Origin of the sequence: Fictibacillus nanhaiensis, assembly GCF_042686385.1 — a bacterium.
Classification (GTDB): domain Bacteria; phylum Bacillota; class Bacilli; order Bacillales; family Fictibacillaceae; genus Fictibacillus; species Fictibacillus nanhaiensis.
This window is the reverse complement of the sequence record NZ_JBHUPF010000006.1, coordinates 2,022,499-2,048,897: the sequence shown is the minus strand read 5'-3', so window position 1 is coordinate 2,048,897 and position 26,399 is coordinate 2,022,499. Positions and strand designations below refer to the sequence as shown.

Genomic DNA, 26,399 nt, shown 5'->3' with positions numbered 1-26,399 from the left:
TCTATTCTGAGAAAGTCTTTTCTATTTTTACGGAGGGAAACTATGAAACTGCAAACAAAATTAATTCTCATCAGCTGTTCCCTAGTCTTTTTAGTGATCACCATTTTAGCGGTTATCTTTCAAAATATGTTTGAAGACACGATGAAGAGTCAAATTGGAGAGAGGGCGCTAAGTGTTTCTTATGCGGTAAGTAACAATCCACTTGTTATTGATGCGTTTGAAAGCGGTGACCCCTCTAAACAGATCCAGCCTTATGCAGAGAAAATTAGAAAGAAAACAGGTGCTCATTATATCGTAGTGGGAAACAAAGAAGGTGTTCGTTATTCACACCCTATCAAAGAACGCATAGGAAAGAAGATGGTAGGTGGAGACAACCGAAAAGCCTTATCGGGTGAACCGAGTATTACTGAAGCAACAGGCTCGCTTGGACCTGCTGTGCGGGGAAAATCTCCGATTAGAAATAGTGACGGAGAGATCATTGGATTAGTATCCGTAGGCTTTTTAACCGATCAGATCAAAGAAGAGATCTGGCCATATAAACTAAAGATTATAATCATAGGCGTCTTGACTCTGTTGTTAGGTATAGTCGGTTCCGTATTGATCGCTAAAGGTGTGAAAAGAGCAACACATGGCTTGGAACCAAAAGAGATCGGAATGCTATACAAAGAAAAAAGTGCAATCTTGGAAGCTATTAGAGAAGGTGTCATTGCTGTTAATCGAGAAGGTGAGATAACCCTTGCCAATCATACTGCACTTCAGATGCTTGAAACAGAAAATGAGAAATTAATAGGTGAAAATGTGTTAAAAGCTATTCCAAATACAAGATTACTTGATGTAATAGCTTCTGGCCAAAACGAATTTGACGAGCAAATGAAACTAGGAAATACGAAGGTTATAGCGAATCGTATTCCGATAGTGGATCATCATAATCAAGTAATAGGGGCGGTTGCGACATTTAGAAACAGAGATGAGCTTTATCGATTAAATGAAGAACTCGCGCAAGTGAAAAGCTATAGTGAAGGCTTAAGAGCTCAAACACATGAGTTTTCTAATAAACTGTATTTAATATCCGGACTTATACAGCTAGGTTCTTATCAAGAGGCACAAGATATTATTACGAAAGAATCAAATGTTCATCAGCATTTCACACAATTTATAATGAATCATATTTCTGATCCATATATAGGCGGTCTATTAATCGGCAAGTTCAATCGTTCAAAAGAGTTGAGAGTTAAATTCACCATTGTTCCTTCAAGTCATCTAAAAGATATTCCGGACTCGATCGACAGACAATTACTGGTTACGATCATAGGTAATCTAATAGACAATGGCATGGACGCTGTAGTTGAATCTAGAACACATGAGCCGATAGTAAAAATTAGCCTTTCTGATTTTGGAGAGCAACTAATCATAGAAGTTGAGGATACTGGAGAAGGGATTCCTGAGAAAACCGCTAATATGTTATATAAAAAGGGATTCTCTACAAAAGGGCGAGATCGCGGCTACGGATTATATTTAATCAAACAAGCTGTGGAAGTATTAGACGGTCATGTCTTTTTTGAGAGAACAAAAGTGGGAACAACGCTTTTCACGGTTATCATTCCAAAAGAATAGAGGATAGACATCATGAGTACATGGGAAGTTTTTATCGTTGAAGACGACATTCGCATTGCAGAAATCAACAAAAGATTCGTCGAAAAAGTAGAGGGCTTTTCAGTATGTGGAATTGCACTAAATAAGGAAGAGGCAAAAGAACAGATTTCTATATTAAGACCTGATTTAGTTATTTTAGATATCTTTTTTCCGGATATGAATGGACTTGATCTACTAAGGTGGATTCGAAGTGAGTTTCGAGGAATCGAAGTGATCATGGTAACAGCTGCAACAGAAGTCAACACTTTAAAATATGCATTGGAAGATGGTATTTTTGATTATATTGTCAAGCCTGTCATCTTTCAGCGATTTAAAGATACACTCGTACGATTTAATGAGCACAAATCATCCATTACTCAATTATCAGCTGATAAAGAAATCAATCAGAACATTATTGATACATTATTAAAACGCGAAAAGATCGAGGTTGAACCATTCTTTCTCCCAAAAGGAATAGATCCTATTACACTAGAAAAGATATTGTCCATTTTGATGCAGAACGAAAAAGGCTTTACTGCTGAAGACCTCGGACAGCGTACCGGAGTGAGCCGCACAACAGCAAGGCGATACCTGGAATATCTTGTTTCAGAACAAAAAGCTAAAGCAGATATCACTTACGGAGGGGTAGGCAGACCAGAAAGAATTTACAAATATGCACTATAGTCTAAAGCGACCAGTTAACTAGGTAGCTTTTGTTCGACTCTTATACTACTAAAAATTAGTTAAGTTGATGTATAATGTTCTACATAGATTTAAAGTTGAAAGAGAGTGAGCAATATGGGACGTAAATGGAATAATATTAAAGAAAAGAAAGCATCAAAAGACGCTAATACGAGCCGAATTTACGCTAAGTTCGGTCGCGAAATCTATGTGGCAGCAAAACAGGGTGAGCCTGATCCGGAATCCAATCAATCGTTAAAAGTTGTTTTAGAGCGAGCAAAAACATATAGTGTACCTAAAAACATCATTGACCGTGCGATTGAAAAAGCAAAAGGTGGATCTGACGAAAACTATGACGAACTACGTTATGAAGGCTTTGGTCCGAATGGATCGATGATAATTGTGGATACTTTAACGAATAATGTGAATCGAACAGTTGCAGAAGTACGTTCTGCCTTTAATAAAAATAATGGAAACATGGGTGTTTCTGGAGCTGTATCCTACATGTTCGATGCAACAGCTGTTATTGGTCTAGAAGGAAAGTCAGCTGATGATGTTTTAGAATTGTTGATGGAAGCAGATCTAGATGTTCGTGATGTAATTGAAGAAGATGAATCAGTTATTGTTTACGCTGAACCTGATCAGTTTCATGCTGTGCAAGAAGTATTTAAAAATGCAGGTATCACGGAATTTACAGTTGCAGAACTTACGATGCTTGCACAAAACGATGTGGAACTGTCAGAAGAATCACAGGTTCAGTTTGAGAAGTTGATCGATGCCTTAGAAGATTTAGAAGACGTGCAGCAAGTGTATCATAACGTAGATCTGAAATAATTCTATTCAAGTGATGGGCCGGTCCTTTTTTATGGGGCAGGCTCGTTTTTATTGTCAGAGCAAAAGAAAAAGCAACCGATTAATTCGATTGCTTTCTCATCCCTAACAAACTAATTGTGATGATCGTAAATCCAACGAACGCAAGAAGTGGAATCGTTATGAATCCCAGCCAGTTGATATACTGACCTGAACATGGAACACCTGATGTACATACCTCAAAAGCCTTTAATGCAGGTATTTTTTGAAGAGCATAATGATAGCCGGAAACGATGATGCCCAGAATGGATAGAGGAAGGACATAACGTGTGACTTTATGATCTTGCTGATAAAAGGCAACACCTAGCACAATTACTAACGGATACATCAAGATTCGTTGATACCAGCAAAAATTACATGGCACAAAATTCATGACTTCACTAAAAAACAGACTTCCTACCGTGGAAACGATCGATGCGACCCAAGCGATCAACAAAGGTTTATTACCCACCTTTACTTACTCTCCTTCGCAGCATCATCAACCATTCTCTTTAAATCTTCTAAAGATGTACCGTCGAACTTTTTACCATTAACAAACAAGGTAGGTGTACTCGTTACACCAAGTTCACTTACAAGTGTTTCATCTGTTTTTAAAGCTTTTTCGTTGTCCTTGTCTTTCCATGTTTCGGTTACTTTCTTAACATCTTCATCTGAAGTTACTTCACCAAGTGTTTCTGTTAAGAATTTCTCGGTAAAGATATCTTGTCGTTCTAGATTCTGATCGTCAGGCTGCTTTTCGTAAAGTGTCTTATGAAACTTCCAAAACGTTTCATTACCTAATTCTCTATAAACGGTTTCTCCAAAGATTGCAGATCGTTCAGAATCTACATTAATAAACGGATAGTTTAAGAAATAGAATTTCACTTTACCTGTTTGAATCAGTTCTTTGTCAATAAGTGGAAAGAACGACTCATTAAAGTTCTTACATGCAGGACACTTGTAATCTCCAAATTCAATGATATTAACAGTTGCATCTTTCTCACCTAAGTAAGGCTGGTTTTCGTAGGAAATATCAGCTGTGGATGTATCATTATTATCAAGTGCACCACTGAACAGAAAAACAATCAATCCAAGAGTCAAAATACCAATCGTCCAAAAAAGCCAAACAGGAGAAGAGTTTTTCTTTTTCTTTGAGCTGTTTACATAAGCCTTATTCTTTTTTTGTTTACCCATTGTTCACCTCGTAGAATTTTTACTAAATAAAAAGAAGTTACTTTTATCGTAAACAAAGTTGAAGGTATTTACAATGAAGAAATCTTGAACATTCTATTTCAGATGTAAACTCGAACAATATTGAGCAATTTATATGAAAAAAAAAGATAATACTTTATTCCTCTATTTAATAAAAAACTTGTATGCAAAAGAAGACTTTGGCAGTATAATTTTCTAGAAATTATACTAAACAAGTTTTTTGGGGGTACAGGGATGAAAAAGGTTGTAACTTTCTTATTGGCTATTACGATTAGCCTCGGCATCTTGCCATTGTCAGCGTTCGCTATAAATGCAAACGACAAAGAGTATAAAGCGTTTTTACAAGAGATCGGTTGGAACTCGAAGGATTTTGTAGCTTATTTGAACAGTAAAGAGTGGGCATTAAGAGATTTTGAATCGGTTGATGAACTAGGCACACCATTATCAGAAAAAGGTGTACAGACAGTGTTAAAAGAGTTTGACATTAGTCGAGATAGACTCAATGAACTTCTTGTGGAGTATGGAAATATTGAAGAAGGACAAGATGTACTCGACGGAACTTATATTATTTTTGAAGAGGAATTGTTTGAGGAAGTTGATTTTATGATCGGCACACCTATAGACGATCAAAACCTTCAAAAGTTATTAAGTGATTACGATCTAAAATCCATTGAAGAACTGGATGCTTTATTAAAAGAAAACGATGATTCACGTGAAAACTATGAATATATCGAACATCTTGAATGGTCTGTTGATTATTATATTAATGGAGATGACTGGGAAGGAACTCTTATTAATGATGAAAACCTTCAACAGTTATTAAGAGATTACAACCTAGCTTCTCTTGCTGAACTGGACGCTTTATTAAAAGAAAATGATGATGCAAGAGAAAACTATGAATACATTGAAGATCTTGAAGGAGCCGTTGATTTCTATATAAATGGGGATGACTATATAGGTGATGATATCGAGGATCTATTTACAGAGATTGCTTTAACAGAGGAAGAAATAGAAAAGCTTTTAACTCATATGGAAACTCTTAATTGGGAAGATCCAGCCTTTCTTGATCGAATGATGGTTCTTGCCGAAAGAATGATGGCGTTTGAAGATTTTGAAACAGCAGATGAACTTACTTCTGAACAAGTTGCTGAACTGCTTTCCATCTTTTCTGAGATGAAACAACTTTTACAACTTGAGACAAAGTATTATCTAGTTGTTGATGGACAAAAACAACCTGTTTCCATGGATTCACTGATGAAGATGGAGACGACAAATGGAAATGATCTTATCATGGAAATCTATAATACAAATGGTGAATTATTGGCTGATATTCGTATCACAGCTGAAATGTTTGGCTCTGAAATAATTCAAGAAACAGGTAAAGATATACAAAAAGTTGAAGAGATTGTTACTGCAGTTCCAACGAAATCCAGTCATCCGGTTAAAACAGTAAAAGGCGGAAAACTTCCTAAAACTGCTACAAACCATCTAGAGAACTCATTAATGGGGTTAGGTGTTTTTGCGGCAGGAATTTTCCTCTTTAGAAGATTTCGTGTAAAAGGAATCTAATGAAAATGAGAGGTAGCGTTCGAAAGATACTTCTTGTGTTTTCATTCGTATTAATATTACTTGGTTTTTGGTTCAGTACTACAAACGCCTATACTTTTATAAAAGGCTACATGCTCTTTCAGACAGATCAAACACACATTGTAAACAGTGCTGAAGAACCCTCCAAACAGCACAAGGATAACTTGAAACAAAAAAAACTATATACAATACGACCAAATAAAGGTGAGAATATTGGTAACCTACTCATACCAAAGTTAAATGCTACACTTCCAATTTTTCATGGAACAGATGAAGAAGAATTAGAGAACGGTGTAGGTCATTTTGATAAAAGTGTCTTACCAGGAGAAAAGGATAATTCGGTTCTTTCTGGACATCGAGATACCGTTTTTCGAAAGTTAGGTGAAGTCGGTAAGGGTGATACGTTGATTGTTGAAACGTCAGCAGGAAGCTTTACTTATAAAATTCGACATGTGCGCATAGTAGATAAAGATGACAGAACGGTTATCGTACCTAAGCCGAGAGCAACATTAACTCTATCAACGTGTTATCCTTTTGATTTTATAGGTGCATCACCTGAACGTTATATTCTCGTTGCAGACTTGATATCACAAAAATTAACATAATCTATTAAGACAACAGACACTTTTCTGTTGTCTTTTTTTGACCCCATTTTCAACGGGCGTATACTTGTTTTGTTTAAAAGATAATCAAAAAAGGTATGAATACCAATAATATGCATGCGGGTCTATAGAAATCCCTCCTGATACATACTTAGAATAAACAACTAGAAAGCCGGTGGAGAAAACATGAAGAAATTCACAATGATCATCACAATCTGTATCATCGTTTTGATAGGGGTTGCTTTTGGCGTGTACTCGCTTAACTCTAAAGAAATGGAAGTGACAGCACTTGGTGATTCTCTTGCCTATGGATTAGGTGATACAAAAGATAATGGGTATATAGGGGATGTTGAAAAACGGTACGAAGAAGATTTAGATAAACAGCTTGTCATTCATGACTTTGGAGTTCCAAATGATACAAGCACAGACCTGCGTCAGCGGTTGAAAAATCCAGAGATAGCAAAAACAGCTAAAAGCTCTGATGTTATTTTTATAAATATTGGTACGAATGATTTTCTTAAAAGCACAGATCAACTAACAAAATTCAACAAAAAAGAACTAGCAGCAAATGAAGAAATCTACAAAGAAAATCTAAATAAAATCATTCAGAAAATACAAAATAAAGAAAAGCCAAAGGCCATTTATATAATAGGAATCTATAACCCGAAAGCTGAATGGAGTGATATGGCTGTTGTTAATGAGGCCGTATCAACTTGGAATCAATCTACAAAAGAAGTTACAAAGAAATATAAAAATACGACTTATATACGTACGGATGACCTTTTCATCAACAAAAATAAACGTGATTATTTCTCTGATAAACTTCATCCTAATGAAAAAGGATATGCTTTAATTGGAAAAAGAGTTTACGAAAACATCCGTAAGAGTTCTGAATATAAATAAACGATAACCATTGACGCAGAATGAACAATCTGTTAATCTACAAAACGTTACAAATAAAATAATTAAATAAAAGTCCTCACATTAATCTCTGTGAGGTAGAGGTCGCATGAATTATGAGTAGAACTGTTAGAGGCAAGTGGTGCTTATGACAACAGTTTAAAAGGAATTGATGCCGAAATGGGTTTAGATCCACGTAACAAATCCATTGGGGCTGCATTGAACAAGTGCAGAACTGTCGCAGAACGTTCTGCGTTGAGCTATGAGAGATTTTTGGAGGATGCTGATTATATTCACGTATGGGCGTTTCCATACGTGTTTTTTTATTGGCTTTATATCAACAGGAGGTACTTACATCATGAAAAATAATAATTGGAGTGTGTGGTTGCTAACTGCATTTGTCGTTGGAAACATGGTTGGCTCAGGAATTTTTATGTTACCGAACACATTAGCTCAAACAGCTAGTCCACTTGGTGTTACAGCCGCATGGGCAGTTACAGGGTTTGGAGTATTAATGATCGCGTTAGTCTTTGGTTCATTATCCATAAGAAAACCGGAATTAACAGCAGGACCTCAAAGCTATGCAAGAGCTTTGTTCTCCAATCCAAAAGCCGGAAATGTAGCAGGATTCAGCATGGTATGGGGATACTGGGTGGCGAATTGGATAAGCAACGTCGCGATCATCACGAGTTTTGCAGGATATTTGTCAACGTTTTTCCCTATGATGCGAAGTCAAAAGGTTATCGGAACGGTACTTAACCAAGACATTCAGTTAGGAAAGCTAATTACATTTGTCGTGTGTACGGCACTTCTATGGTTTACTCATTTTATTTTAATCAAGAGCATGAACGGAGCAGGGAAACTTAACTTTGTGGCAACGGCTTCAAAAGTAATCGGATTTATGTTGTTTATAGTCGCTGCACTTTTCGCTGTTGAGTCAACCATCTTTGCTGATGCTTACTTCCCAATTGTAGACAATGAAGGGACCTCTCATGGTCTTGGAAGTCAGATTAATATGGCGGCCATTGCAACGTTATGGGCTTTTGTTGGGATCGAATCAGCTGTTGTCTTATCGGGGAGAGCTTCTTCGCAACGAGATGTTAAAAAAGCTACGATCATAGGTCTTTTGATTGCACTTAGCATCTACATGATTACGACATTACTAACGATGAACGTTTTGCCTCGAGAAGTTCTCATGAGTTCAGACAAACCATTCGTTGATGTATTATCCGTACTGATCGGAAATACGGGAGCTTCCTTAATGGGATTGTTAGCTGTTATCTCTTTGTTCGGTTCAACAATCGGCTGGATTCTGTTAAGTTCGGAAGTTCCTTATCAAGCAGCTAAATCAGGCGTATTTCCCGCTATCTTCGCAAAAGTGAATAAGAACGGTAGCCCGGTGAACGCATTAGCAGTAACCAACATCATGTCTCAAATTTTTATCTTTTCTACGATATCAGGTACGATCGGTGAAGCTTATACGTTCTTAACCACTTCAGCTACGCTCGCATATTTGATCCCGTATTTGATTTCGGCCATTTACTTTTTAAAGCTTGTCTTTAGCGGAGAAACTTACAATGATATAAAAGGATCTCGCGTAAGAGATGGTGTGATTGCTTTATTGGCATTCATCTACTCGAGTTGGGTTATCATTTCCGGAACAGCGGATGTGAAGACCTTCACTTTAGGAATCGGATTATTTTTCTTAGGATTTCTCGTATATCCCATCTTTCATAAATATACGCCGAATAACCGTAAAAATAGCAAAGTGGCATAAAGAGGTTTTCTTTTTAAAGTCTTTAACGTATAATGTGAGTTAACTTCATATAGCTCGTATAATCGCAGGGATATGGCCTGCAAGTTTCTACCAAACCCCCGTTAAGGGTTTGACTACGAGTGACGCAAACTTTCCATGCATCTTTCTATAGATGTATTGGGCTATTTATGTGTTCCGATTTTATTTAACCGGAGAATTGCTTCACTCGTTCAGAGAGAAGGTGTTCTCCGGTTTTTTTGTGTGTAAATTAAACAATGGGGTGGGAAAATGAATTTTTTAGAAAAGAAAATTTGTGATGAAGGCATTGTGTTGTCCTCGTCCGTTTTAAAAGTAGACTCGTTTTTAAATCATCAGATCGACCCAGAGCTCATGCAGCAAATAGGTACTGAATTTGCAGATCGTTTTAAAAATGAAGGAATTACAAAAATTGTTACGATTGAATCTTCAGGTATAGCACCTGCTGTTTTCGCGGGGTTGAAACTTCATGTTCCTGTCGTCTTTGCTCGAAAAAAGAAATCGTTAACTTTAACAGATGGATTATTAACATCGAGCGTTTATTCTTTTACTAAACAAGAACAAAACGAGATTTCTGTTGCTAAGAAATTTATTCAACCCGGTGATAAGGTGTTGATTATTGATGATTTCCTTGCACATGGTGAAGCTGCACTTGGTTTAGCTGAGCTTGTAGATCAAGCACATGCTACGATTGCTGGATTTGGTATCGTGATCGAAAAGTCGTTCCAGGTCGGTCGTCGAAAACTTGAGGATAAGGGGTATCGCGTAGAATCGATCGCAAGAATAAAAGAAATGAACACGAATGGAATAACGTTCATTCAATCTGAGGTGATGTCATCATGAAGAAGGGTAAAGTATTTTCTTTAGGGATTCAACACGTTCTCGCTATGTATGCAGGAGCAGTGATCGTACCATTGATCGTAGGAAGTGCTTTGAAATTATCTCCTGAACAGTTAGCTTATTTAGTAGCTATCGATCTTTTAACATGTGGACTAGCAACACTTATCCAAGTTTGGCAGAACCGTTTCTTCGGAGTAGGTCTACCCGTTGTCCTAGGTTGTACTTTTACAGCGGTAGGTCCGATGATTGCCATTGGGGGACAATATGGGATGAGTGCCATCTACGGTTCCATCATTGCAGCAGGTTTATTCGTTGTCATTTTTGCTGGAGCGTTCGGAAAAATACTTAAGTTGTTTCCACCCATCGTGACGGGAACCGTTGTAACCATTATAGGAATTACCCTAATTCCCGTTGCAATCAAAGACATGGCAGGGGGAGCAGGTAGTGAGAACTTTGGTTCAGCACAAAATTTATTGCTCTCTTTTGGTGTTTTAGCATTCATCCTTCTTTTATATCGATTTTCAAAAGGTTTTATTCGTTCCGTTTCTATCTTAATTGGTCTGATAGCGGGTACAATCGTTTCTGTTTTTCTAGGTTTAGTAGACTTTACGCCAGTTCTAGATGCATCATGGGTTCACATGCCTAAGCCATTTTATTTTGGAGTTCCCACTTTTGAACTTGGTGCGATCATTACCATGATCTTAGTCGCTATCGTAAGTTTGATTGAGTCAACAGGTGTATTTATGGCGTTAGGAAAGATATGCGACAGAAACTTAACACCAAAAGACTTAACAAAAGGATACCGAGGAGAGGGACTTGCCATTATTCTAGGTGGAATCTTTAACGCTTTTCCTTATACGACATATTCACAAAACGTTGGCCTTGTTCAGTTATCTGGGGTAAAAGCAAAGCAGGTAATCTATGTTGCAGGGGGGATGTTGATTTTCCTTGGGTTGATTCCAAAAGTAGCTGCACTTACGACTTTAATTCCAACAGCTGTGATGGGAGGAGCGATGGTTGCCATGTTTGGAATGGTGTTTGCTTCTGGTATCAAAATGCTAAGTGAAGTGAACCTTGCTAAACAAGAAAATCTTCTGATTATTGCTTGCTCAGTAGGAATGGGGTTAGGCGTAACCGTCGAACCTGAACTTTTCAGCAAACTTCCTGAAAGTATTCAAATTCTTACTGAAAACGGAATCGTAGCCGGAAGTTTGATGGCTGTTCTACTGAATTTATTATTTAACACAAAGTCTAAAAAAGTAAAAAGTGTAAATATCCCCGTATTATCAAGTAATGAAAAAAGAGTAGCAAAATCAAGTTAATGTCCCACATATTAATGCTAAAAACATGTTAGAACGTCACCTGCATTTTCTTATCTATTCGATGAGATTTACTGGAGGTGGCGTTCTTTTTTATGAATAAACGAACTCGAATTACTAAAAGACATCAAATACCTATATCCGAAGAGAACACATTGTATAATTACAATTTTGAACAGCATATCAGTATTTTATGTCCGCTAAAAAATCTGAAGATTTGAGGGAAAAGACATTAATCAGCTACAAATAGCACTTAACTTCTTTTCAAAATGGCTGGAAAATAACCATCCAGAAGTGCTTATGGTAAACGATCTAACGACACCAATACTTAGAGAATACTTGGTATACATGAAAGATAGTCATTTTAACTACAAAACAAAACGATTTGGGCTAAGTACTCAAACGGTCAACGCTATAATTCGATTCTTGAAGAATTTTTATAATTTTTTGTTTAAAGAGGAGATAGCATCACATAATCCATTAGAACAAGTTAACTTTTTAAGAACGGATGAATCAACATTTCAACCTTTATCAGAAGATGAATTACAAATGCTGTTCAATGTACCGGATAAATCCCAATATCCTCAGTGGAGAGATTTAGTATTAATGACCTTACTTTACGATACAGCTATACGCATAAATGAAGCGATTAACCTAAGAATTGAAGAGATAGATATTAAAACAAGAAGAATTGTCCTTCCTGCAATTAGAAATAAAACAAGGAAAACTAGAATAATACCTATCTCAAACCATGTTATTAAACTCTTATTAGAGCTATTAAATGAGAATCAGATACATTTAAATAATGAGTTTGTGTTTTTAAATTGTTATGGAGAGCAGATGTCTGAAGATACTTTCAGGAGAAATATAAAACGATATGTGAAGAAAGCAGGAATTACTAAGCAATTTTCATGTAATGACTGGAGGAGATAGTCTATAACTGAAATGTTTGCGTCAGGAGCTTCATTATTTGCTGTACAAGCAATTGTAGGACATAGCCAGATTTCACAACAAGGCGGTACGTAAAGTTTGATGAGCAGGTAATTAGAAATCAACATGAGTTATATAGTCCAGTAGTTAAAATGAGGAAGAAATTTAGAACATAAAAAGACAAAAAGAAAAACAGATGCGCCTAACTTTGAGCTTTCTTACGAACAATACATTGCATTATGTCTTAGTCGAGAATTAGGACGAATGGTAGACGAAGAATTTGATAGGAGGCAAATAAAAATTAATCGAGCTTTTAAGTTAATTAAACAAGGCCATTACTCTAAAGAACTTGGTGAATTTTTAAGTCGTATTATTCTTGAAGAACAAACCATTGCTGGAGAACATGGATTAATGTTTATAGATCCTGAGTTACTAAACAAATACCATTATATTAATGAACGATATTTATTTGGTGAACCTGAGAGGATAAAACATTTAGCATCTTTTAAATCAAACGAAATAGAAAGAAAGAAATTTAAAGAGATGTATGGTATATGAGAGAATTTTGATCATTACACATTAGAACATCTTACAAAATTTGTTCTTTTATGGTAGAGTTTCCTTCTTAACATGTATAATAAACAGATAGATGTTAAGAGGGGGATATTGATGGCTCAAACAGTAACAACAAAGTCAAAAGTTTTTATTTCTTATAGTTGGACTAGTATTAAACATGAAGACTGGGTACTTGAACTTGCTCAAAGATTAATGAGTGATGGGGTTGAAGTTGTTTTTGATAAATGGGACTTAAAAGAAGGGCAAGATATTTATGTCTTTATGGAAAGTATGGTTACTTCACCAGAAATAGATAAAGTCCTAATTATTTGTGATTCTGGCTACAAAGCTAAAGCTAATGAAAGAGCTGGAGGGGTTGGAACTGAAACTCAAATTATTTCCTCTCAAGTTTATCACGATGTAGGTCAAGAAAAATTTATTCCAATAGTTGCAGAACGTAACGAAGAAGGACAGCATTATATTCCCACTTACATAGAGACAAGGAAATATATTGATTTATCAAATGATGAGATGATGGCACAAAATTATGAAAGCCTACTCAGAAACCTTTATAATAGACCGCAGTACAGAAAACCTCAAGTTGGTAAACCTCCTAGTTTTTTATTTGAGGATGAAGCAATCAGTACTTTTAAGCTTCAATCAATATTAAATCAAATAAAAAGTAATTTCTTAAGAAATGAAAGGATAGATGTTTCATTGATGGAAGATTTTAGACAGGAACTCTTGGGATTACTTCCTGAATTTAAGATCCAATCTGTTCCAGACCCTGCAAATATTGATGATTTGATTCTGGCTAAAATTGATGACATGACTATTGTAAGAAATACTTACGTTGAATTTATTGAAGTAATATCCACTATAACAGACTCTGATTACTTGATTGATTTATTTGAGGACTTATACAATAAATATACCGAAATAAAAAGAAGTGAAAATCAATATTATGATACACAATTTGATCATTTCAGATTTTTCTTGCGAGAAGTATTCCTTTATACAGTTATGATTTTCCTAAGTAAATCATCATTTGAAACTCTAGGGGAATTTCTAAAGGCAAGATTTTTTATAAGAGATGCGCACAAAGAGGATCTAGAAAATAACACTTTTGTAATGTTTGATTGTTACTTACGTTCATTAGATGAAATAAGAAATAATAAATTACCACAAAAGTATCTTAGTGTGACTGCTGATATGTTAGTAAAGAGGGCTAACTTAAAATATTCTAAAGAGGACATTGTCGAGGCTGACTATCTTTTATATTACATTTCAGAGATAAATAAGACAGACTCATACCAAAACCAATGGTTTCCACGTACTTATGTTTATGGAACATATCAGAAGAGTAAATTGTTACAAAAATTAATTTCAAGAAGACACTTTGAAAAAGTGAAATATCTCTTCGGAGCTCAAACAATTTCAAGACTAAAGGAAATTTTTAATACTTTAGAAAATCCATATTCAAGAGGGTATGGAAGTTTTAATTTAGTTTATGATATTAAATCTCATATTAATCCTGAAGACATAGGAAAGTATGAGTAATAACAAAGCATCCATTAATTTGGGTGCTTTTTTAAAATTTCCTAAACTTCCTACCGATATAAGTATAGGGGTGATTTAATGAAGAAGAAAGATCTAACTAAACTAATATATAGTGCGACTAATAAGCAACTACTTAAGTATTTGCAAGAAGAGTATTCTTTTTATCTAGGTAAGGACAAAGGTTATTTTAAAAACCGTTTGAATGAATTAAAGCAATTAGATATAGACACAATTAAGTTCGGGATTGCAAGGATGGAAGAAATTCAAGAAGAAAGAAATATTATGAGTTCTTTGCCCAGTTTAGTAACTTTAATGACAGCTTTAATAGCAAGTTATATATCAGTTCTAGATAAGGGATTTGAAGTGAATAATCTGAAAATAAGTTCAGCATTAAATACAGTTGCTATTTTGATAGTAACAATAACTGTTATTTACTCGGTTACTGGGGCAAGGTTAGGTAGATCTAAAGCAGCACTATTTAAAGAACTGCTATTGCATTGTGAAAAACTAAAAACACAAAATAAGAAATAAATGTTGCCATTCATACCACCTTTTGACAACTGTTGTTGAGAGGGGTTTATAAATGGATATAAAACTAATTAGTGGATTAGTATCTGCAACAGTGGCTTTGTTAATAGCTATTTTAAATCATTTTATTATTACACCTATTAAAGAAAAAAGAGAAAGAAAGCGTCAACAACTTAAGAACTTATACGCACCTTTATATAGTTTGCTAAATACTCGAATAAATATGGTTAAGGATATATCGATAAAGCATAATAAAATTATGCTTGGTACCAGAACTGATGTGAAATATTTTAATAAAGAATATATGGAAATATTTCTCTTAGAGAATATGGGATTTGCAAGTGATGAGTTAATCTCAGTATGGATAAGGTACAGTAGTTCAATAACTATTGATGAAAAAAAAACTTTAGAATTTGTGAAAACTGTTGTAAAAGAATATAACCAACTAAAAAAAGATCTGGGGCTCGCATTTAATCAACAGGAATTAATTACAGGTATACCAGAAGTTATTAAAGATTTTAAAGATAAATTGTAATGCTTAGCTCCCGATTAAAATTGGGGTGCTTTTTTATTGAATATTAATCATTGTAGCTAATATTATTAATGTTAAAATAATATTGGGTGATGAAAAATATGGAAAGATTAAAAGAAAAAGTATACTGTTTTAATTGTAATGGAAAAAGAAATCACGAAATTTTAACTTCATTTAATCACGAAGCTGACGTTGAAGATGATTTTCATTGGTGGGAAAAAAATCACATTGTTAAATGTTTAGGTTGCGATTACATTGCTTTTGTAAAACAATACGGTGATGAATACCAATGGGAAGAAAGAAATGGGACTCAATATTTTTTTGATACTTTTACTGTGTATCCTGAAGAGCCTAAGAAGAAAGAAAAAAAATCATTAATGTCATTCCAATTAAAAGTAAGAAATTCAAAGGTTTACCCGATACCCTACTTGAATTATACAATCAAATAGTCTCTTCCTATAATCAAAATCATAGAATTTTATGTTTATCTGGGATAAGAACATTGATAGAAGGGATATGCAAAGAATTAAATATTGACGGTGGACATATACACAATGAAAACGGAAATTATATATTAAATAAAAATAATGAAAAAATTTATTCCGACAAGATTCAAGGGAAAATCTTTGGACTATTTGAAAATAATCATATTAATTTTTTTCATTCTTTAATTTTACAAAAAATAAGAATTAAAAGTAATGAAACCATTCATGATGTAATAGTGCCAGAACGTAAAGACTTAAAAGATATTATATTTATTGTTGAACATCTAATTAAAAACGCGTTTGAATTAAAAATTCATAGGTTACTAAAGAAAGAAAATTAAATTTTGTTATATTTTAAGACACTCAACGTAGTGTCTTTTTATGTTGACACGTCAAAGGTAGGTGATTTATATGTATGAAGATTTATTAAGTCAACAGCAACAAACAGCGGCAAGGCTATAGCTATTGAAGGCTTGGAAAAACAACAAATTGCAGACTCAGTTGGCATAAGTAGAGCTACCCTTTGGAACTGGGAGAAGACTGACAAAATGAAGGCTGAGGTAGACAGAGTTAAACGTGAGTTCCAAAATTTCGGCGGAATGGGGTTAGGCATAACCGTTGAACCAGAACTTTTCAGCAGACTTCCTGAAAGTATTCAAATTCTTACTGAAAACGGAATCGTAGCCGGAAGTTTAATGGCTGTTCTACTAAATTTATTATTTAACACAAAGTCTAAAAAAGTGATCGTTTCTCACGTTAAACAGAGTCAGAAGCAAGCTGTATAAATGAAAGAGCGGCTATGATCCTCATTGTAATCAGTGGATGATAGCCGCTTCTTATGTTTGATGTTGTTAAGTTTTTCCCTTTTCGATTTTGTCGTCTTCGATGTCATCAGATTATAGATCTCTTGATGAGCAAATGCGCTTCGATCATGAATAGGATTTCGTTTACCTTCACGAACTATTCTTTCTCTCATTTTCTTTGCTTTTGACTTAGCCATTTTCTTCATTCCTTTCAATTCGTTCAATGGAAGTTAATGGGTAATACATGACTACTATACTATATTTATATGATGAAAAGATACATGTTGTTTAACAAAATGCAGAATCTTTAAAAAAACAAGCTAGTATTATCAGAAAAGGAAGATTATAATCTTCCTTGGGACCAATATGTTAGGATCTTTGGTTGAATTTAAATACCATTGTCAATCTTCCTATGTCTGACCAATTCGTCTCAAATTTATGAAATAAAGGGGTTATTGTTGTGAATAAAAATGTTAAGAAAGCAGCTTCACTTACTCTAGCTATCAGTCTTTTAAGTTCACCTCTAGCAGGACAAGCCATCGCTAAAACGCCAGCAAAACACAAAAGTAAAGTTAACCTCAGAATCATGGAAACAACAGACATTCATACAAACCTACTAAACTTTGATTATTACAAAAATGCAACATCTGAAAACGTTGGTCTAGCAAAGACAGCTACACTTGTTAAAACGGCTCGAGAAGATTTAAAGTACAGTCAAAACAGTGTGCTAGTTGATAATGGAGACCTGATTCAAGGTACACCACTTGGTACATACAAAGCAAAAATCGCCCCGCTAAAAGATGGTGAAGTTCATCCAGCCATCGCAGCTATGAATCTAATGGATTATGATATGGCAACACTAGGAAATCATGAGTTCAACTATGGTCTTGATTTTCTAGCAGAAACGTACGATGATGCTAATTTTCCTTTTGTAAACGCTAACGTATACGTGGATGATAAGGATAACAACCCTAAAAATGATGTTAACAAATACACACCTTACAAAATTGTGAAAAAATTCGTTAGAGATGAATATGGCAGACCGAAACTTTTAAAAATCGGTTATATTGGTTTCGTTCCACCACAGATTAACGAATGGGATAAATCACACCTAGATGGGAAAGTAATTACGAAGAATATCATTGAAAGCGCAGAAAAGTTTATCCCGCAAATGAAGAAAAAAGGTGCAGATATCATCATCGCACAAGCACACTCTGGTTTTAATGGAAGTGAAACGAACACAGAAGATGTTATCTATGCACTTAGCAAGGTAAAAGGGATCAGTGCCATAACATTCTCACACACACATAAGATATTCCCAGCTGCTGATGAGAAATCATTAGATGCATTGTTTAAAGACGCGAAAGGTAATGTTCTTCCTGGCGTTGATAATGCAAAAGGTACAATTAATGGTGTACCTGCTGTACAAGCAGGCTATGGTGGAGGATCACTCGGTCTGATCGACTTGACCCTTCAACAAGAACGTGGAAGATGGAACGTGATTTCTTCTCAGTCATCAGTTAGAAGTGCTGCTGCGGTCAAGCCAGACGAAAAAGTGGTTAAGACTGTAAAGAATGTACATGATGCAACAATTAAGTATGTAAACACACCAATCGGTTCAACGACGGATGATATTCATAGCTTCTTTGCACTCGTTCAAGATGATCCGTCTGTACAAGTTGTAACGAATGCTCAAAAATGGTACGTAGAAAAATACATTTCATTAAACAAGCCAGAATATAAAGATCTTCCTATACTCTCTGTAGGAGCTCCATTTAAAGCAGGAAGAAACGGTGTAACTGAATTCACTGAGATTGAAAAAGGACCACTTACAATTCGCAGTGCGGGTGACCTCTACCTTTATGACAACACGTTAAAAGCACTAAAAGTAAAAGGTTCTGTTGTTAAAGAATGGTTAGAAATGTCTGCTGGTAAATTTAAAACCATTGATCCGAACAAAACAGAAGCACAAGAACTCTTAGATGCAGGTTTCCCTGTTTATAACTTTGACGTAATCGACGGTGTTAATTATCAAGTCGATGTTACGAAAGCTTCTAAGTACGATAAAAACGGAGCAGTGATCAATGCTGACAGCAATCGAATAGTAAATCTAACGTATGGCGGAAAACCTATTGACCCTAACCAAGATTTTATCGTAGTAACAAACAACTACAGAGCGGGTGGAGGCGGAAACTTCCCTGGAGTAAAAGGTAGCGAATATGTAGTAGATTCAGCTGATGAAAACCGTCAGATCTTGATGGATTATATCACGGAAATGAAGGAGATCACGCCTACAGCTGACAACAACTGGTCCATCGCTCCGATTAGCGGAAATGCTAACGTAACGTTCCTATCATCACCGAACGGTCAAAAATATACGAGTGCGACAGGTAAGATTCAATACACCAATAAAACAGATGCAAACGGATTTGGAATCTATAGTATCGATCTAAATTAATAAAGATAAAAGAGAGCCCTAGTGGTTCTCTTTTTTTATTTCATAAGAAGGTGTAAATCATCTTTAGTAGAAATATAAAAATGGTAGCTAGTAGGGAAAAGGTTTGGTATGATAAAAAACGAACAAATGTTCTTGTGTCGAAAAAATGAGACGATGAGGTGCTAAAAATGATTGTAGCAGTGAACCCTTACGTAGTAACTGATGGTAATGGAAAAGAAGCGGTACAGTTTTATGTTGATGCATTTAATGCTGAGTTAATCTCCCTTCAAACTTTTGGAGAGATGCCAGAGGATCCAAACCATCCACTTCCAGAAGAAGCGAAGGATCGTGTGATGAATGCTCAATTCAAAGTGGGGGATACGATTATGATGCTCTCTGATAATTTTCCAGGGATGCCTTATACCATTGGAAATCAAGTTACCATTGCCATACAAATCAGCACAGTAGATGCATCAAAACAAGTATTTGAAAAACTGTCTAAAGAGGGAAAAGTGACAATGCCACTACAAGAAACATTCTGGAGCCCATCGTATGGACAACTAACAGATAAATATGGTGTCGAGTGGCAAGTATCTGCCGTTCAGCAAGACTAATTAACAACAAATTAGACTCTTTCTATAACATTTAGAAAGGGTCTTTTTGTTTATTCCTCATTTTTTACGGTTATCTTAATTAGTGTATGCAAAAAACGGGCAATAAAAAGCAAAAATCATTGACTAGTTCTTATAAAGATATTATAGTGGTTTCACCCACTCATGTTCATGAGTTTAAACATTTGATTTTATGTGACAGGAGGCGTAAAGCTTGCACCAGCAAAACATGATAAAAGAGAGCACAAGGGAATCGGTTGATAAACTTGTACGAGCTCAGAGAAAATATTTTAGAAGCGGGGTAACCCGATCATACGATTTCCGAATGAAAGCATTAAACAATCTGCTAAAGCTTATTCGAAACAATGAAGCAAAAATTCTTCATGCTTTAAAGAAAGACTTAAACAAATCTGAAGCCGAAGCCTATACTACTGAGATCGGCTTTTTATTAGAAGAGATTCGACATACGCAAAAACATCTTAAAAAATGGATGGAACCCAAAAAAGTAAAAACAGCAAAAACCCATATTGGATCAAAGGGTTATACAATCGCTGAACCTTATGGTGTGACTTTAATCATCGCACCATGGAACTATCCATTTCAACTGCAACTTGCTCCATTAATAGGTGCTATCGCTGCGGGGAATACAGCAATATTAAAACCATCTGAATTAACACCACTAACGTCAAAACTGTTAGATGAATTAATTAAAGAGTACTATCATCCAGACTTTATCGCAGTGGTAGAAGGCGGGATAGAAACCAATCAAATCTTACTGGATCAACCATTAGATTATATATTCTTCACAGGGAGCGTTCCTGTAGGAAAGATAGTCATGGAGGCAGCAAGCAAGAGGCTTATTCCTATTACATTAGAACTAGGTGGTAAGAGCCCTTGCATTGTAGATGAAACAGCAGATCTTAAGCTTGCCGCTAAACGCATAGCTTTCGGAAAGTTCACAAACGCAGGTCAAACGTGTATAGCACCAGATTATATGTATTTACACAAAAATATACGTCAACCATTCATTGATACATTTAAAGAGGTAATTAAAGAATTTTACGGAGAGAATCCACTCAGAAATGAAGAATTCGGCAAAATCGTAAATGATCGTCATTTTAATCGTTTAAAAAGTTACTTATCTGAAGGAGAAATACTATCCGGTGGGAAGTATGATGAATCAAGTGAAAAGATCGAGCCAACTTTACTAGCTCCCCACGATACCTCTTCACCAGTTATGAGTGATGAGATCTTTGGACCCATCTTTCCAGTCATGGAATACGAAAACATCAATGAAGTGATCGATTTTGTTGTGGAACGCCCAAAACCACTTGCACTTTACTTGTTTACCACAAACAAAGAGATTGAAGAAAAAGTGGTTAATAACATATCATTTGGCGGTGGATCGATTAACGACACATTAATGCATATCGCAACACCTTATCTTCCTTTTGGTGGTGTAGGAGAGAGCGGAATCGGTAGTTATCACGGTGAGTCGAGTTTCGTTGCGTTTTCTCATAACAAAAGTGTACTCAACCAAACAAACAAATTCGACTTTAGTTTTCGATACCCCAACGCTAAACATGGCTTAAAAATCATTAAAAAGTTAATGAAGTAAAGATTATTTTTAGACGCTATCATTTGAGATAGCGTCTTTTTTTGTGCAAAAGTGCCAAAAACTCGACTTAAGAACAAATGTTCGTATAAAGGAGAAAAAAGGGATAATCTCTATAAAAAACAAAAAAGAGTATTTTTCCATAAGGAAAATACTCTGACTTAAAAGGCCTTTCAGGCACATTTATGGTAATAAAACTGTATCGATTACGTGAATTACACCATTGGATGTCTCGATATCAGGAGTAACCACAGTTGCATTGTTTACTTTTACGGGATTAAGTGAAATCGTTACTTCTTTACCAGCTAAAGTTTTTACCTTCATTCCATTTTTGAGATCACTTGACAATACTTTTCCTGGAACGACATGGTAAAGCAGAATGTTTTTTAAATCTTCTCTGTTTAATAACTCTTCTGCTGTGATATTTAAATCCTTTAGCAGTTCTCCAAACGCTTGATCTGTTGGTGCAAATACAGTATAAGGTCCAGCACCTTTGAGTGTCTCAACAAGTCCCGCTTTTTGTAGTGCGGCAACAAGTACTTTAAAATCTCCTGCGTCTGTTGCTGTTTGAACAATATCCTTTTTACTTCCTGAATTCTCAGAAGCGAAAACATTGCTCGAGAGTGGAAGGGTAAGCATGAAAATCAATAAGAACCAACTCATTATTTTCTTTATCAAATTAATATCCTCCTAAATTTTTTAACATGGGTACTCCAAAGAACTTACAATTTTGATTTATTTAAATTGAAAGCACTAAGGGTATTATTTATCTACCAATCGTTTTTATACAAGAAGGGTATCTTTTACATATTTCCATAAACGTTGGATGAACAGTTTCCGAGTAGGTTAATATTTGTACCACATAGACACTTAATCGCAGATAAACTACATCTAATGAATGAAAGAAGTGAAAGAAGAAGGACAGATCAATTAAGTAAGGTAAGTAAGCACATTAAAATTCATTCTTTATTAGTTTACATAATATCTATTCTCGGCAGCTATGCGAAATGGAACGAAGAACATCTCAAAACCAAAGATTACTTAGGATAGTGAGACAAAAAGGAAAAATATACTGAATTTGGTAATTGTATTAATCGGTATTCAATTATTAGGTTTGTGCTGAACTTATTTCTTTCTGCAAATTAAAAATCATTTCAATCATAAATCCATTCCTTTTGAACTCGTGTTCGTGCGTTCAAATTGTCTGTCTTTTTTTAGTCTGAGTTCTATAAATAATCTATAAATAATCTATAAATAATCTATAAATAATCTTTCTAAGCTTTCACATATTTTTCTTTCGTTCATTCTTATTAGTAACACCATATAAAATTTGTAAAGTTTTACCTATTGGTTCATAACCTAAAATAAGCAGATATTTACTTCTAGGCTCCTTCATTTGCACTTTTTACGATTCGTAGTATAATGGTTAACATTAATTCCGATAAATTTAATAGGAAAAGGCGGGATAGTATGGCTGAATCTGTTATTAATACTAAAACAAAAACTGCTTTTAAGGGCCGGCCAACCACGAAAGTTACTGAACTCAGTCCTATGCAAAAACCTTTAGTAACCATTGGTGTACTCACTGCGATCTTACTCCTTACAGCAATCGTCAATGTTGCTAACTGGACGCAAGGGACACTTTTTATCATTGGTATTTTGCTTGGCTGTGCACTTCTTTATGCGCGTTTTGGATTTACATCAGCTTTCAGGCGTTTAGTTTCTGTAGGGAATGTGCAAGGTTTGCAAGCTCATATGGTTATGCTTGCTGTAGCGTCCGTATTATTTGCGATTATTTTTAGCACAGGATTTACTTTTTCTGGTGCTGAACCAACAGGAAACGTTTCACCAGTTGGCATAAGCATACTAGTAGGTGCTTTCTTGTTCGGTATAGGGATGCAATTCGGTAACGGATGTGCTTCTGGTACTCTATATTCACTTGGTGGCGGATCTTCCTCTATGATTTTGACATTGATTTCATTTATTGCAGGATCTGTCATAGGCGCTTATCATTTTACGTTTTGGATGGGGCTGCCCTCTCTTCCACCACTTTCATTGAACCAGATTCCTGGGCTTGGTTATTTCGGCGCTTTAATAGTTCAATTAGCACTATTTGCATTTATCTATTGGATTACGATTCAAATTGCTAAAAAGAAACAACCACCAATGATGAAGCCACTTCCAACGACTGTTGGATGGAAAAAAATATTTCGTGGTTCGTGGCCGTTATTTACAGCAGCAATCGTTCTTGCTCTTTTGAATGCTGCAACATTAGCGGTTAAAGGAAGTCCTTGGGGTATTACATCCGCTTTTGCACTTTGGGGCGGGAAATTTATGATGGCAACAGGTGTTGATGTATCTTCTTGGGGTTATTTTGAAGGCAAGAACGGTGCAGCTCTTTCAAAAAGTGTTCTTACCGATGCAACGAGCGTTATGAACTTTGGTATTATGCTCGGTGCATTCATTTCAGCTTCTTTCCAAGGAACGTTTAAACCTGGAAAGATCAAACCTGGTATTGCTGGAGCATCTATCATCGGTGGATTATTGATGGGCTATGGTGCCCGCTTAGCGTTCGGCTGCAATATCGGTGCTTACTTTAGTGGAATAGCCTCATTTAGCCTCCATGGCTGGGTATGGGCAGTTATGGCGATGTTAGGTACGTATTTAGCTCTTTTCGTCCGACCACTTTTCGGTCTTAAAAATCCAAAACCTACAGATTCAATCTGTTAAAGAAAAAGCTAATGGACGTCCAATGTCCATTAGCTTTTTTTATTCTTGTATCATTTATGTAGATACTTTATACAGCAATTCTCCGATCTCACCCATAATACGTCTAGAGTCAGAGCGTGTTTGCACGTTTTTGCTGAGGACAGATAACGCATAGGTATGAGAAGGCAAATACAACAATCCTACATTATGTTCGATCCCTGGAACATATCCAGTTTTATGTGCAATCTCCCAATTCGGAATCATTCCGATTACACCTTCTTTAACCGGTAGTTTACTCGGCAGCAAATCATTCATTTTCTGTTTTTTCATGATAGCAATCATCTTGTTGCAGGCATTTAATGAAATCACTGATCCATAAGCGATATTCTTTAAAAAATTATTCACTTCACCAGCGGTTATAATATTCATGTTTCCAGGTTCTCTTGTGGCATTAATCTGCAATTTATGATGCAAATGACTTTTACTAAATCCCCATTCTTTCATGTACGTATTAATTTGATCTAGCCCTACTAACCCAATTAAAGCATTAGTAGCCGTGTTATCACTCTCAATAATCATTAATACGATTAAATCCTGTATGGTCCACTCTATACTTCGTGACAAATGCTGAATCATGCCATCGCCAGGAACGGTGTCTTCTTCTCTTATCATAATTGTATCTAATAATGAACACTTCCCCGCTGCTGCATGAGCAAATACAGAAGCCATAATAGGTACCTTTATAATACTGGCTGAATAAAAGAGCTCTTCTGATTGAAAGTTTATGCTTTCCTTCGTTTCGAAGTGATAAATGGAAACGCCATACGTGGCTTTTCCAGAGGAAATTAAATGTAATATAGCTTGTTCGTTTTGTTTTAGCATACAAGGTACCTTCCTTTAGTTTTCAGAACAGATCTATTTCAGGACTTCCTTTGGTTGTTTGGAATAAGCCTTTTGAAAAAGGGTTAAATACTCTTCTTTTGTTATGGCTCTAGCATTACTTGGTGTCGATCCATTCAAAAATGCTGATTCAGCGAGATAAATAAAATCGTTTTCGTTTACTTCAGGTAAAGATGAGAAAGTTGGGATGGAAAGGTCTTTTGCGAGCTGTTTCATATCTGATACGAGACGAACTGCGGCATCCTGATCAGAATCGTTTGACGAAGCAATTCCAATGGTTCTAGCAATGGTTGCATGTTTTTCTAGTTCCGCATCTGCATTGAATTCAACAATATACGGCAAGAACATGGAATTAGCGATTCCGTGTGGTGTGTCGTACCATCCCCCAATTGCTTCAGCCATACAATGGACAGAGGCCACATCAGCATGAGAAAAGGCCATTCCTGCAAGAGTAGAGCCAATCATTAGATGATAACGAGCTTCTCGATCATTCCCATTGGTAACGGCTGTTCTTAAATTTGGATAAATGTGTTTCAGGGCTTGTATAGCTAAACCGTCTGAAATGGGGTTAGATAACTTACATGTGTAAGCTTCTAAAGCATGAACGAGGGCGTCCATTCCAGTTGAGGCAGTCAAATGAGAAGGTAGCCCATATGTGAGTTCAGGGTCTACGATTGCTAATAGAGGTGCAATATGAACATCCTTAATCGTAAACTTCACCTTTTTCTTTGTATCTGTTATAACGGCAGAACGAGTTACTTCTGCTCCTGTTCCAGCCGTTGTCGGAATTACGATTATAGGAGTCACTTTTGTTGGAACCTGATCTCGTCCCGCATAATCTTGGGGATTTCCACCTAAACACTGTAAGATGGCGATCGCTTTTGCAGAGTCAATGACAGATCCCCCGCCTAATGCCACGATTGCGTCCGCATGAAAATTTCTTGCTGCCTCACCACCCTCTGTACAATCAAGGTCACGCGGATTAGGATGAACGTTATTAAATGTCTGAACTTCAAAGCCTTGTTTTTCTAACATTTGAATCGCTTGTTTTACGAACCCTGTTTGTTCAATACCAGGGTCTGTGACAATTAAAATACGTTTTCCCTCCACATATTCCTTTACGTAGACTCCCAATTTTTGAAATTCACCATTTCCTGCTCGAATGATCGTAGGTAGATTAAATGCAACACGTTTCATGTGGATCTCCTTCCTCTCTTTTTACTATCATACGGTAAAAAGAAATTCATTTACATTAAATATACATAATTTTTTGAATATTATTATTCGCCCTAAAAAATAGCACCTGATCACCAGGTGCCA

General features: G+C 35.8%; 27 protein-coding genes and 2 riboswitches. Of the genes, 21 read left to right on the top strand and 6 right to left on the bottom strand.

Features of this window, described 5'->3' with window-relative positions; translation table 11 throughout:
- The first annotated feature begins 42 nt into the window (after positions 1-42).
- From ACFS5O_RS14170 to ACFS5O_RS14160, 3 genes are all read left to right on the top strand, one after another.
- Positions 43-1,614, top strand: a complete 1,572-nt coding sequence (locus ACFS5O_RS14170) for an ATP-binding protein (RefSeq protein WP_205726293.1) — start codon at positions 43-45, stop codon at positions 1,612-1,614.
- Positions 1,615-1,626: 12 nt separating this feature from the next.
- Entirely contained in the window at positions 1,627-2,316 is a 690-nt protein-coding gene (locus ACFS5O_RS14165; RefSeq protein WP_205726294.1) for a response regulator, read from the top strand.
- 114 nt (positions 2,317-2,430) lie between these two features.
- Positions 2,431-3,147 carry a YebC/PmpR family DNA-binding transcriptional regulator gene (locus ACFS5O_RS14160; protein ID WP_205726295.1) on the top strand — a complete coding sequence of 239 codons (717 nt, stop codon included), beginning with the start codon at positions 2,431-2,433 and terminating at the stop codon, positions 3,145-3,147.
- Between the two features lie 79 nt (positions 3,148-3,226).
- Here the strand turns inward: ACFS5O_RS14160 and ACFS5O_RS14155 are convergent, their stop codons facing one another.
- On the bottom strand, positions 3,227-3,634 hold the full coding sequence (locus ACFS5O_RS14155) for a disulfide oxidoreductase (protein ID WP_205726296.1): 408 nt from the start codon (positions 3,632-3,634) through the stop codon (positions 3,227-3,229).
- 2 nt (positions 3,635-3,636) lie between these two features.
- Positions 3,637-4,356: a DsbA family protein gene (locus ACFS5O_RS14150; protein ID WP_205726297.1), complete on the bottom strand. Its 720-nt coding sequence runs from the start codon at positions 4,354-4,356 to the stop codon at positions 3,637-3,639.
- A gap of 252 nt (positions 4,357-4,608) precedes the next feature.
- On the opposite strand from ACFS5O_RS14150, the gene ACFS5O_RS14145 reads away from it, so the two are divergent.
- From ACFS5O_RS14145 to ACFS5O_RS14080, 14 genes are all read left to right on the top strand, one after another.
- Positions 4,609-5,943, top strand: coding sequence for a processed acidic surface protein (locus ACFS5O_RS14145; RefSeq protein ID WP_205726298.1), 1,335 nt, complete (start codon positions 4,609-4,611; stop codon positions 5,941-5,943).
- A gap of 5 nt (positions 5,944-5,948) precedes the next feature.
- Positions 5,949-6,566 carry a class D sortase gene (locus tag ACFS5O_RS14140; protein ID WP_205726299.1) on the top strand — a complete coding sequence of 206 codons (618 nt, stop codon included), beginning with the start codon at positions 5,949-5,951 and terminating at the stop codon, positions 6,564-6,566.
- Between the two features lie 183 nt (positions 6,567-6,749).
- The gene (locus tag ACFS5O_RS14135; protein WP_205726300.1) at positions 6,750-7,466 is read left to right on the top strand and encodes a GDSL-type esterase/lipase family protein; all 717 of its coding nucleotides are present in this window, start codon (positions 6,750-6,752) and stop codon (positions 7,464-7,466) included.
- Between the two features lie 88 nt (positions 7,467-7,554).
- Positions 7,555-7,734, top strand: a riboswitch (Lysine riboswitch).
- Between the two features lie 87 nt (positions 7,735-7,821).
- Positions 7,822-9,240 (top strand): amino acid permease, encoded by a 1,419-nt coding sequence (locus ACFS5O_RS14130; RefSeq protein ID WP_205726301.1) that lies wholly within the window; start codon positions 7,822-7,824, stop codon positions 9,238-9,240.
- A 34-nt stretch (positions 9,241-9,274) separates the two neighbouring features.
- Positions 9,275-9,376: riboswitch (purine riboswitch) on the top strand.
- 131 nt (positions 9,377-9,507) lie between these two features.
- Complete coding sequence (locus ACFS5O_RS14125) at positions 9,508-10,098, top strand: xanthine phosphoribosyltransferase (RefSeq protein ID WP_205726302.1); 591 nt, start codon at positions 9,508-9,510, stop codon at positions 10,096-10,098.
- A complete protein-coding gene (locus tag ACFS5O_RS14120; protein WP_205726303.1) occupies positions 10,095-11,417 on the top strand; it encodes a nucleobase:cation symporter-2 family protein in 1,323 nt (440 codons plus the stop codon). The genes ACFS5O_RS14125 and ACFS5O_RS14120 overlap by 4 nt, the downstream gene beginning before the upstream one ends.
- A 297-nt stretch (positions 11,418-11,714) precedes the next feature.
- Positions 11,715-12,347, top strand: coding sequence for a tyrosine-type recombinase/integrase (locus ACFS5O_RS14115; protein ID WP_205726304.1), 633 nt, complete (start codon positions 11,715-11,717; stop codon positions 12,345-12,347).
- 261 nt (positions 12,348-12,608) lie between these two features.
- Entirely contained in the window at positions 12,609-12,902 is a 294-nt protein-coding gene (locus tag ACFS5O_RS14110; RefSeq protein WP_205726305.1) for a hypothetical protein, read from the top strand.
- Between the two features lie 111 nt (positions 12,903-13,013).
- Positions 13,014-14,459 (top strand): SEFIR domain-containing protein, encoded by a 1,446-nt coding sequence (locus tag ACFS5O_RS14105; RefSeq protein ID WP_205726306.1) that lies wholly within the window; start codon positions 13,014-13,016, stop codon positions 14,457-14,459.
- A 78-nt stretch (positions 14,460-14,537) separates the two neighbouring features.
- Positions 14,538-14,990, top strand: coding sequence for a hypothetical protein (locus ACFS5O_RS14100; RefSeq protein WP_205726307.1), 453 nt, complete (start codon positions 14,538-14,540; stop codon positions 14,988-14,990).
- 52 nt (positions 14,991-15,042) lie between these two features.
- Positions 15,043-15,522, top strand: a complete 480-nt coding sequence (locus tag ACFS5O_RS14095; protein ID WP_205726308.1) for a hypothetical protein — start codon at positions 15,043-15,045, stop codon at positions 15,520-15,522.
- 98 nt (positions 15,523-15,620) lie between these two features.
- Positions 15,621-15,968 (top strand): hypothetical protein, encoded by a 348-nt coding sequence (locus ACFS5O_RS14090; protein WP_205726309.1) that lies wholly within the window; start codon positions 15,621-15,623, stop codon positions 15,966-15,968.
- A gap of 53 nt (positions 15,969-16,021) precedes the next feature.
- The gene (locus ACFS5O_RS14085; protein ID WP_205726310.1) at positions 16,022-16,345 is read left to right on the top strand and encodes a hypothetical protein; all 324 of its coding nucleotides are present in this window, start codon (positions 16,022-16,024) and stop codon (positions 16,343-16,345) included.
- Positions 16,346-16,477: 132 nt separating this feature from the next.
- Positions 16,478-16,789 (top strand): hypothetical protein, encoded by a 312-nt coding sequence (locus ACFS5O_RS14080; protein ID WP_379839287.1) that lies wholly within the window; start codon positions 16,478-16,480, stop codon positions 16,787-16,789.
- Here the strand turns inward: ACFS5O_RS14080 and ACFS5O_RS14075 are convergent.
- Complete coding sequence (locus tag ACFS5O_RS14075; protein ID WP_205726311.1) at positions 16,771-17,004, bottom strand: hypothetical protein; 234 nt, start codon at positions 17,002-17,004, stop codon at positions 16,771-16,773. The genes ACFS5O_RS14080 and ACFS5O_RS14075 overlap by 19 nt on opposite strands.
- Positions 17,005-17,267: 263 nt before the next feature.
- Here ACFS5O_RS14075 and ACFS5O_RS14070 point away from each other — a divergent pair, with 263 nt between their 5' ends.
- From ACFS5O_RS14070 to ACFS5O_RS14060, 3 genes are all read left to right on the top strand, one after another.
- Complete coding sequence (locus ACFS5O_RS14070) at positions 17,268-19,265, top strand: bifunctional 2',3'-cyclic-nucleotide 2'-phosphodiesterase/3'-nucleotidase (protein WP_379839285.1); 1,998 nt, start codon at positions 17,268-17,270, stop codon at positions 19,263-19,265.
- A gap of 167 nt (positions 19,266-19,432) precedes the next feature.
- Positions 19,433-19,858 carry a VOC family protein gene (locus ACFS5O_RS14065; protein WP_205726312.1) on the top strand — a complete coding sequence of 142 codons (426 nt, stop codon included), beginning with the start codon at positions 19,433-19,435 and terminating at the stop codon, positions 19,856-19,858.
- Between the two features lie 226 nt (positions 19,859-20,084).
- A complete protein-coding gene (locus ACFS5O_RS14060; protein WP_205727278.1) occupies positions 20,085-21,473 on the top strand; it encodes an aldehyde dehydrogenase in 1,389 nt (462 codons plus the stop codon).
- A 180-nt stretch (positions 21,474-21,653) separates the two neighbouring features.
- Here the strand turns inward: ACFS5O_RS14060 and ACFS5O_RS14055 are convergent, their stop codons facing one another.
- On the bottom strand, positions 21,654-22,148 hold the full coding sequence (locus tag ACFS5O_RS14055) for a fasciclin domain-containing protein (RefSeq protein WP_318300215.1): 495 nt from the start codon (positions 22,146-22,148) through the stop codon (positions 21,654-21,656).
- Between the two features lie 792 nt (positions 22,149-22,940).
- On the opposite strand from ACFS5O_RS14055, the gene ACFS5O_RS14050 reads away from it, so the two are divergent.
- A complete protein-coding gene (locus ACFS5O_RS14050; RefSeq protein WP_205726313.1) occupies positions 22,941-24,200 on the top strand; it encodes a YeeE/YedE family protein in 1,260 nt (419 codons plus the stop codon).
- Positions 24,201-24,254: 54 nt separating this feature from the next.
- Here the strand turns inward: ACFS5O_RS14050 and ACFS5O_RS14045 are convergent, their stop codons facing one another.
- Positions 24,255-25,061 carry a serine hydrolase gene (locus tag ACFS5O_RS14045; RefSeq protein WP_205726314.1) on the bottom strand — a complete coding sequence of 269 codons (807 nt, stop codon included), beginning with the start codon at positions 25,059-25,061 and terminating at the stop codon, positions 24,255-24,257.
- 33 nt (positions 25,062-25,094) lie between these two features.
- Entirely contained in the window at positions 25,095-26,276 is a 1,182-nt protein-coding gene (locus ACFS5O_RS14040; protein WP_205726315.1) for an iron-containing alcohol dehydrogenase, read from the bottom strand.
- Positions 26,277-26,399: the final 123 nt, after the last annotated feature.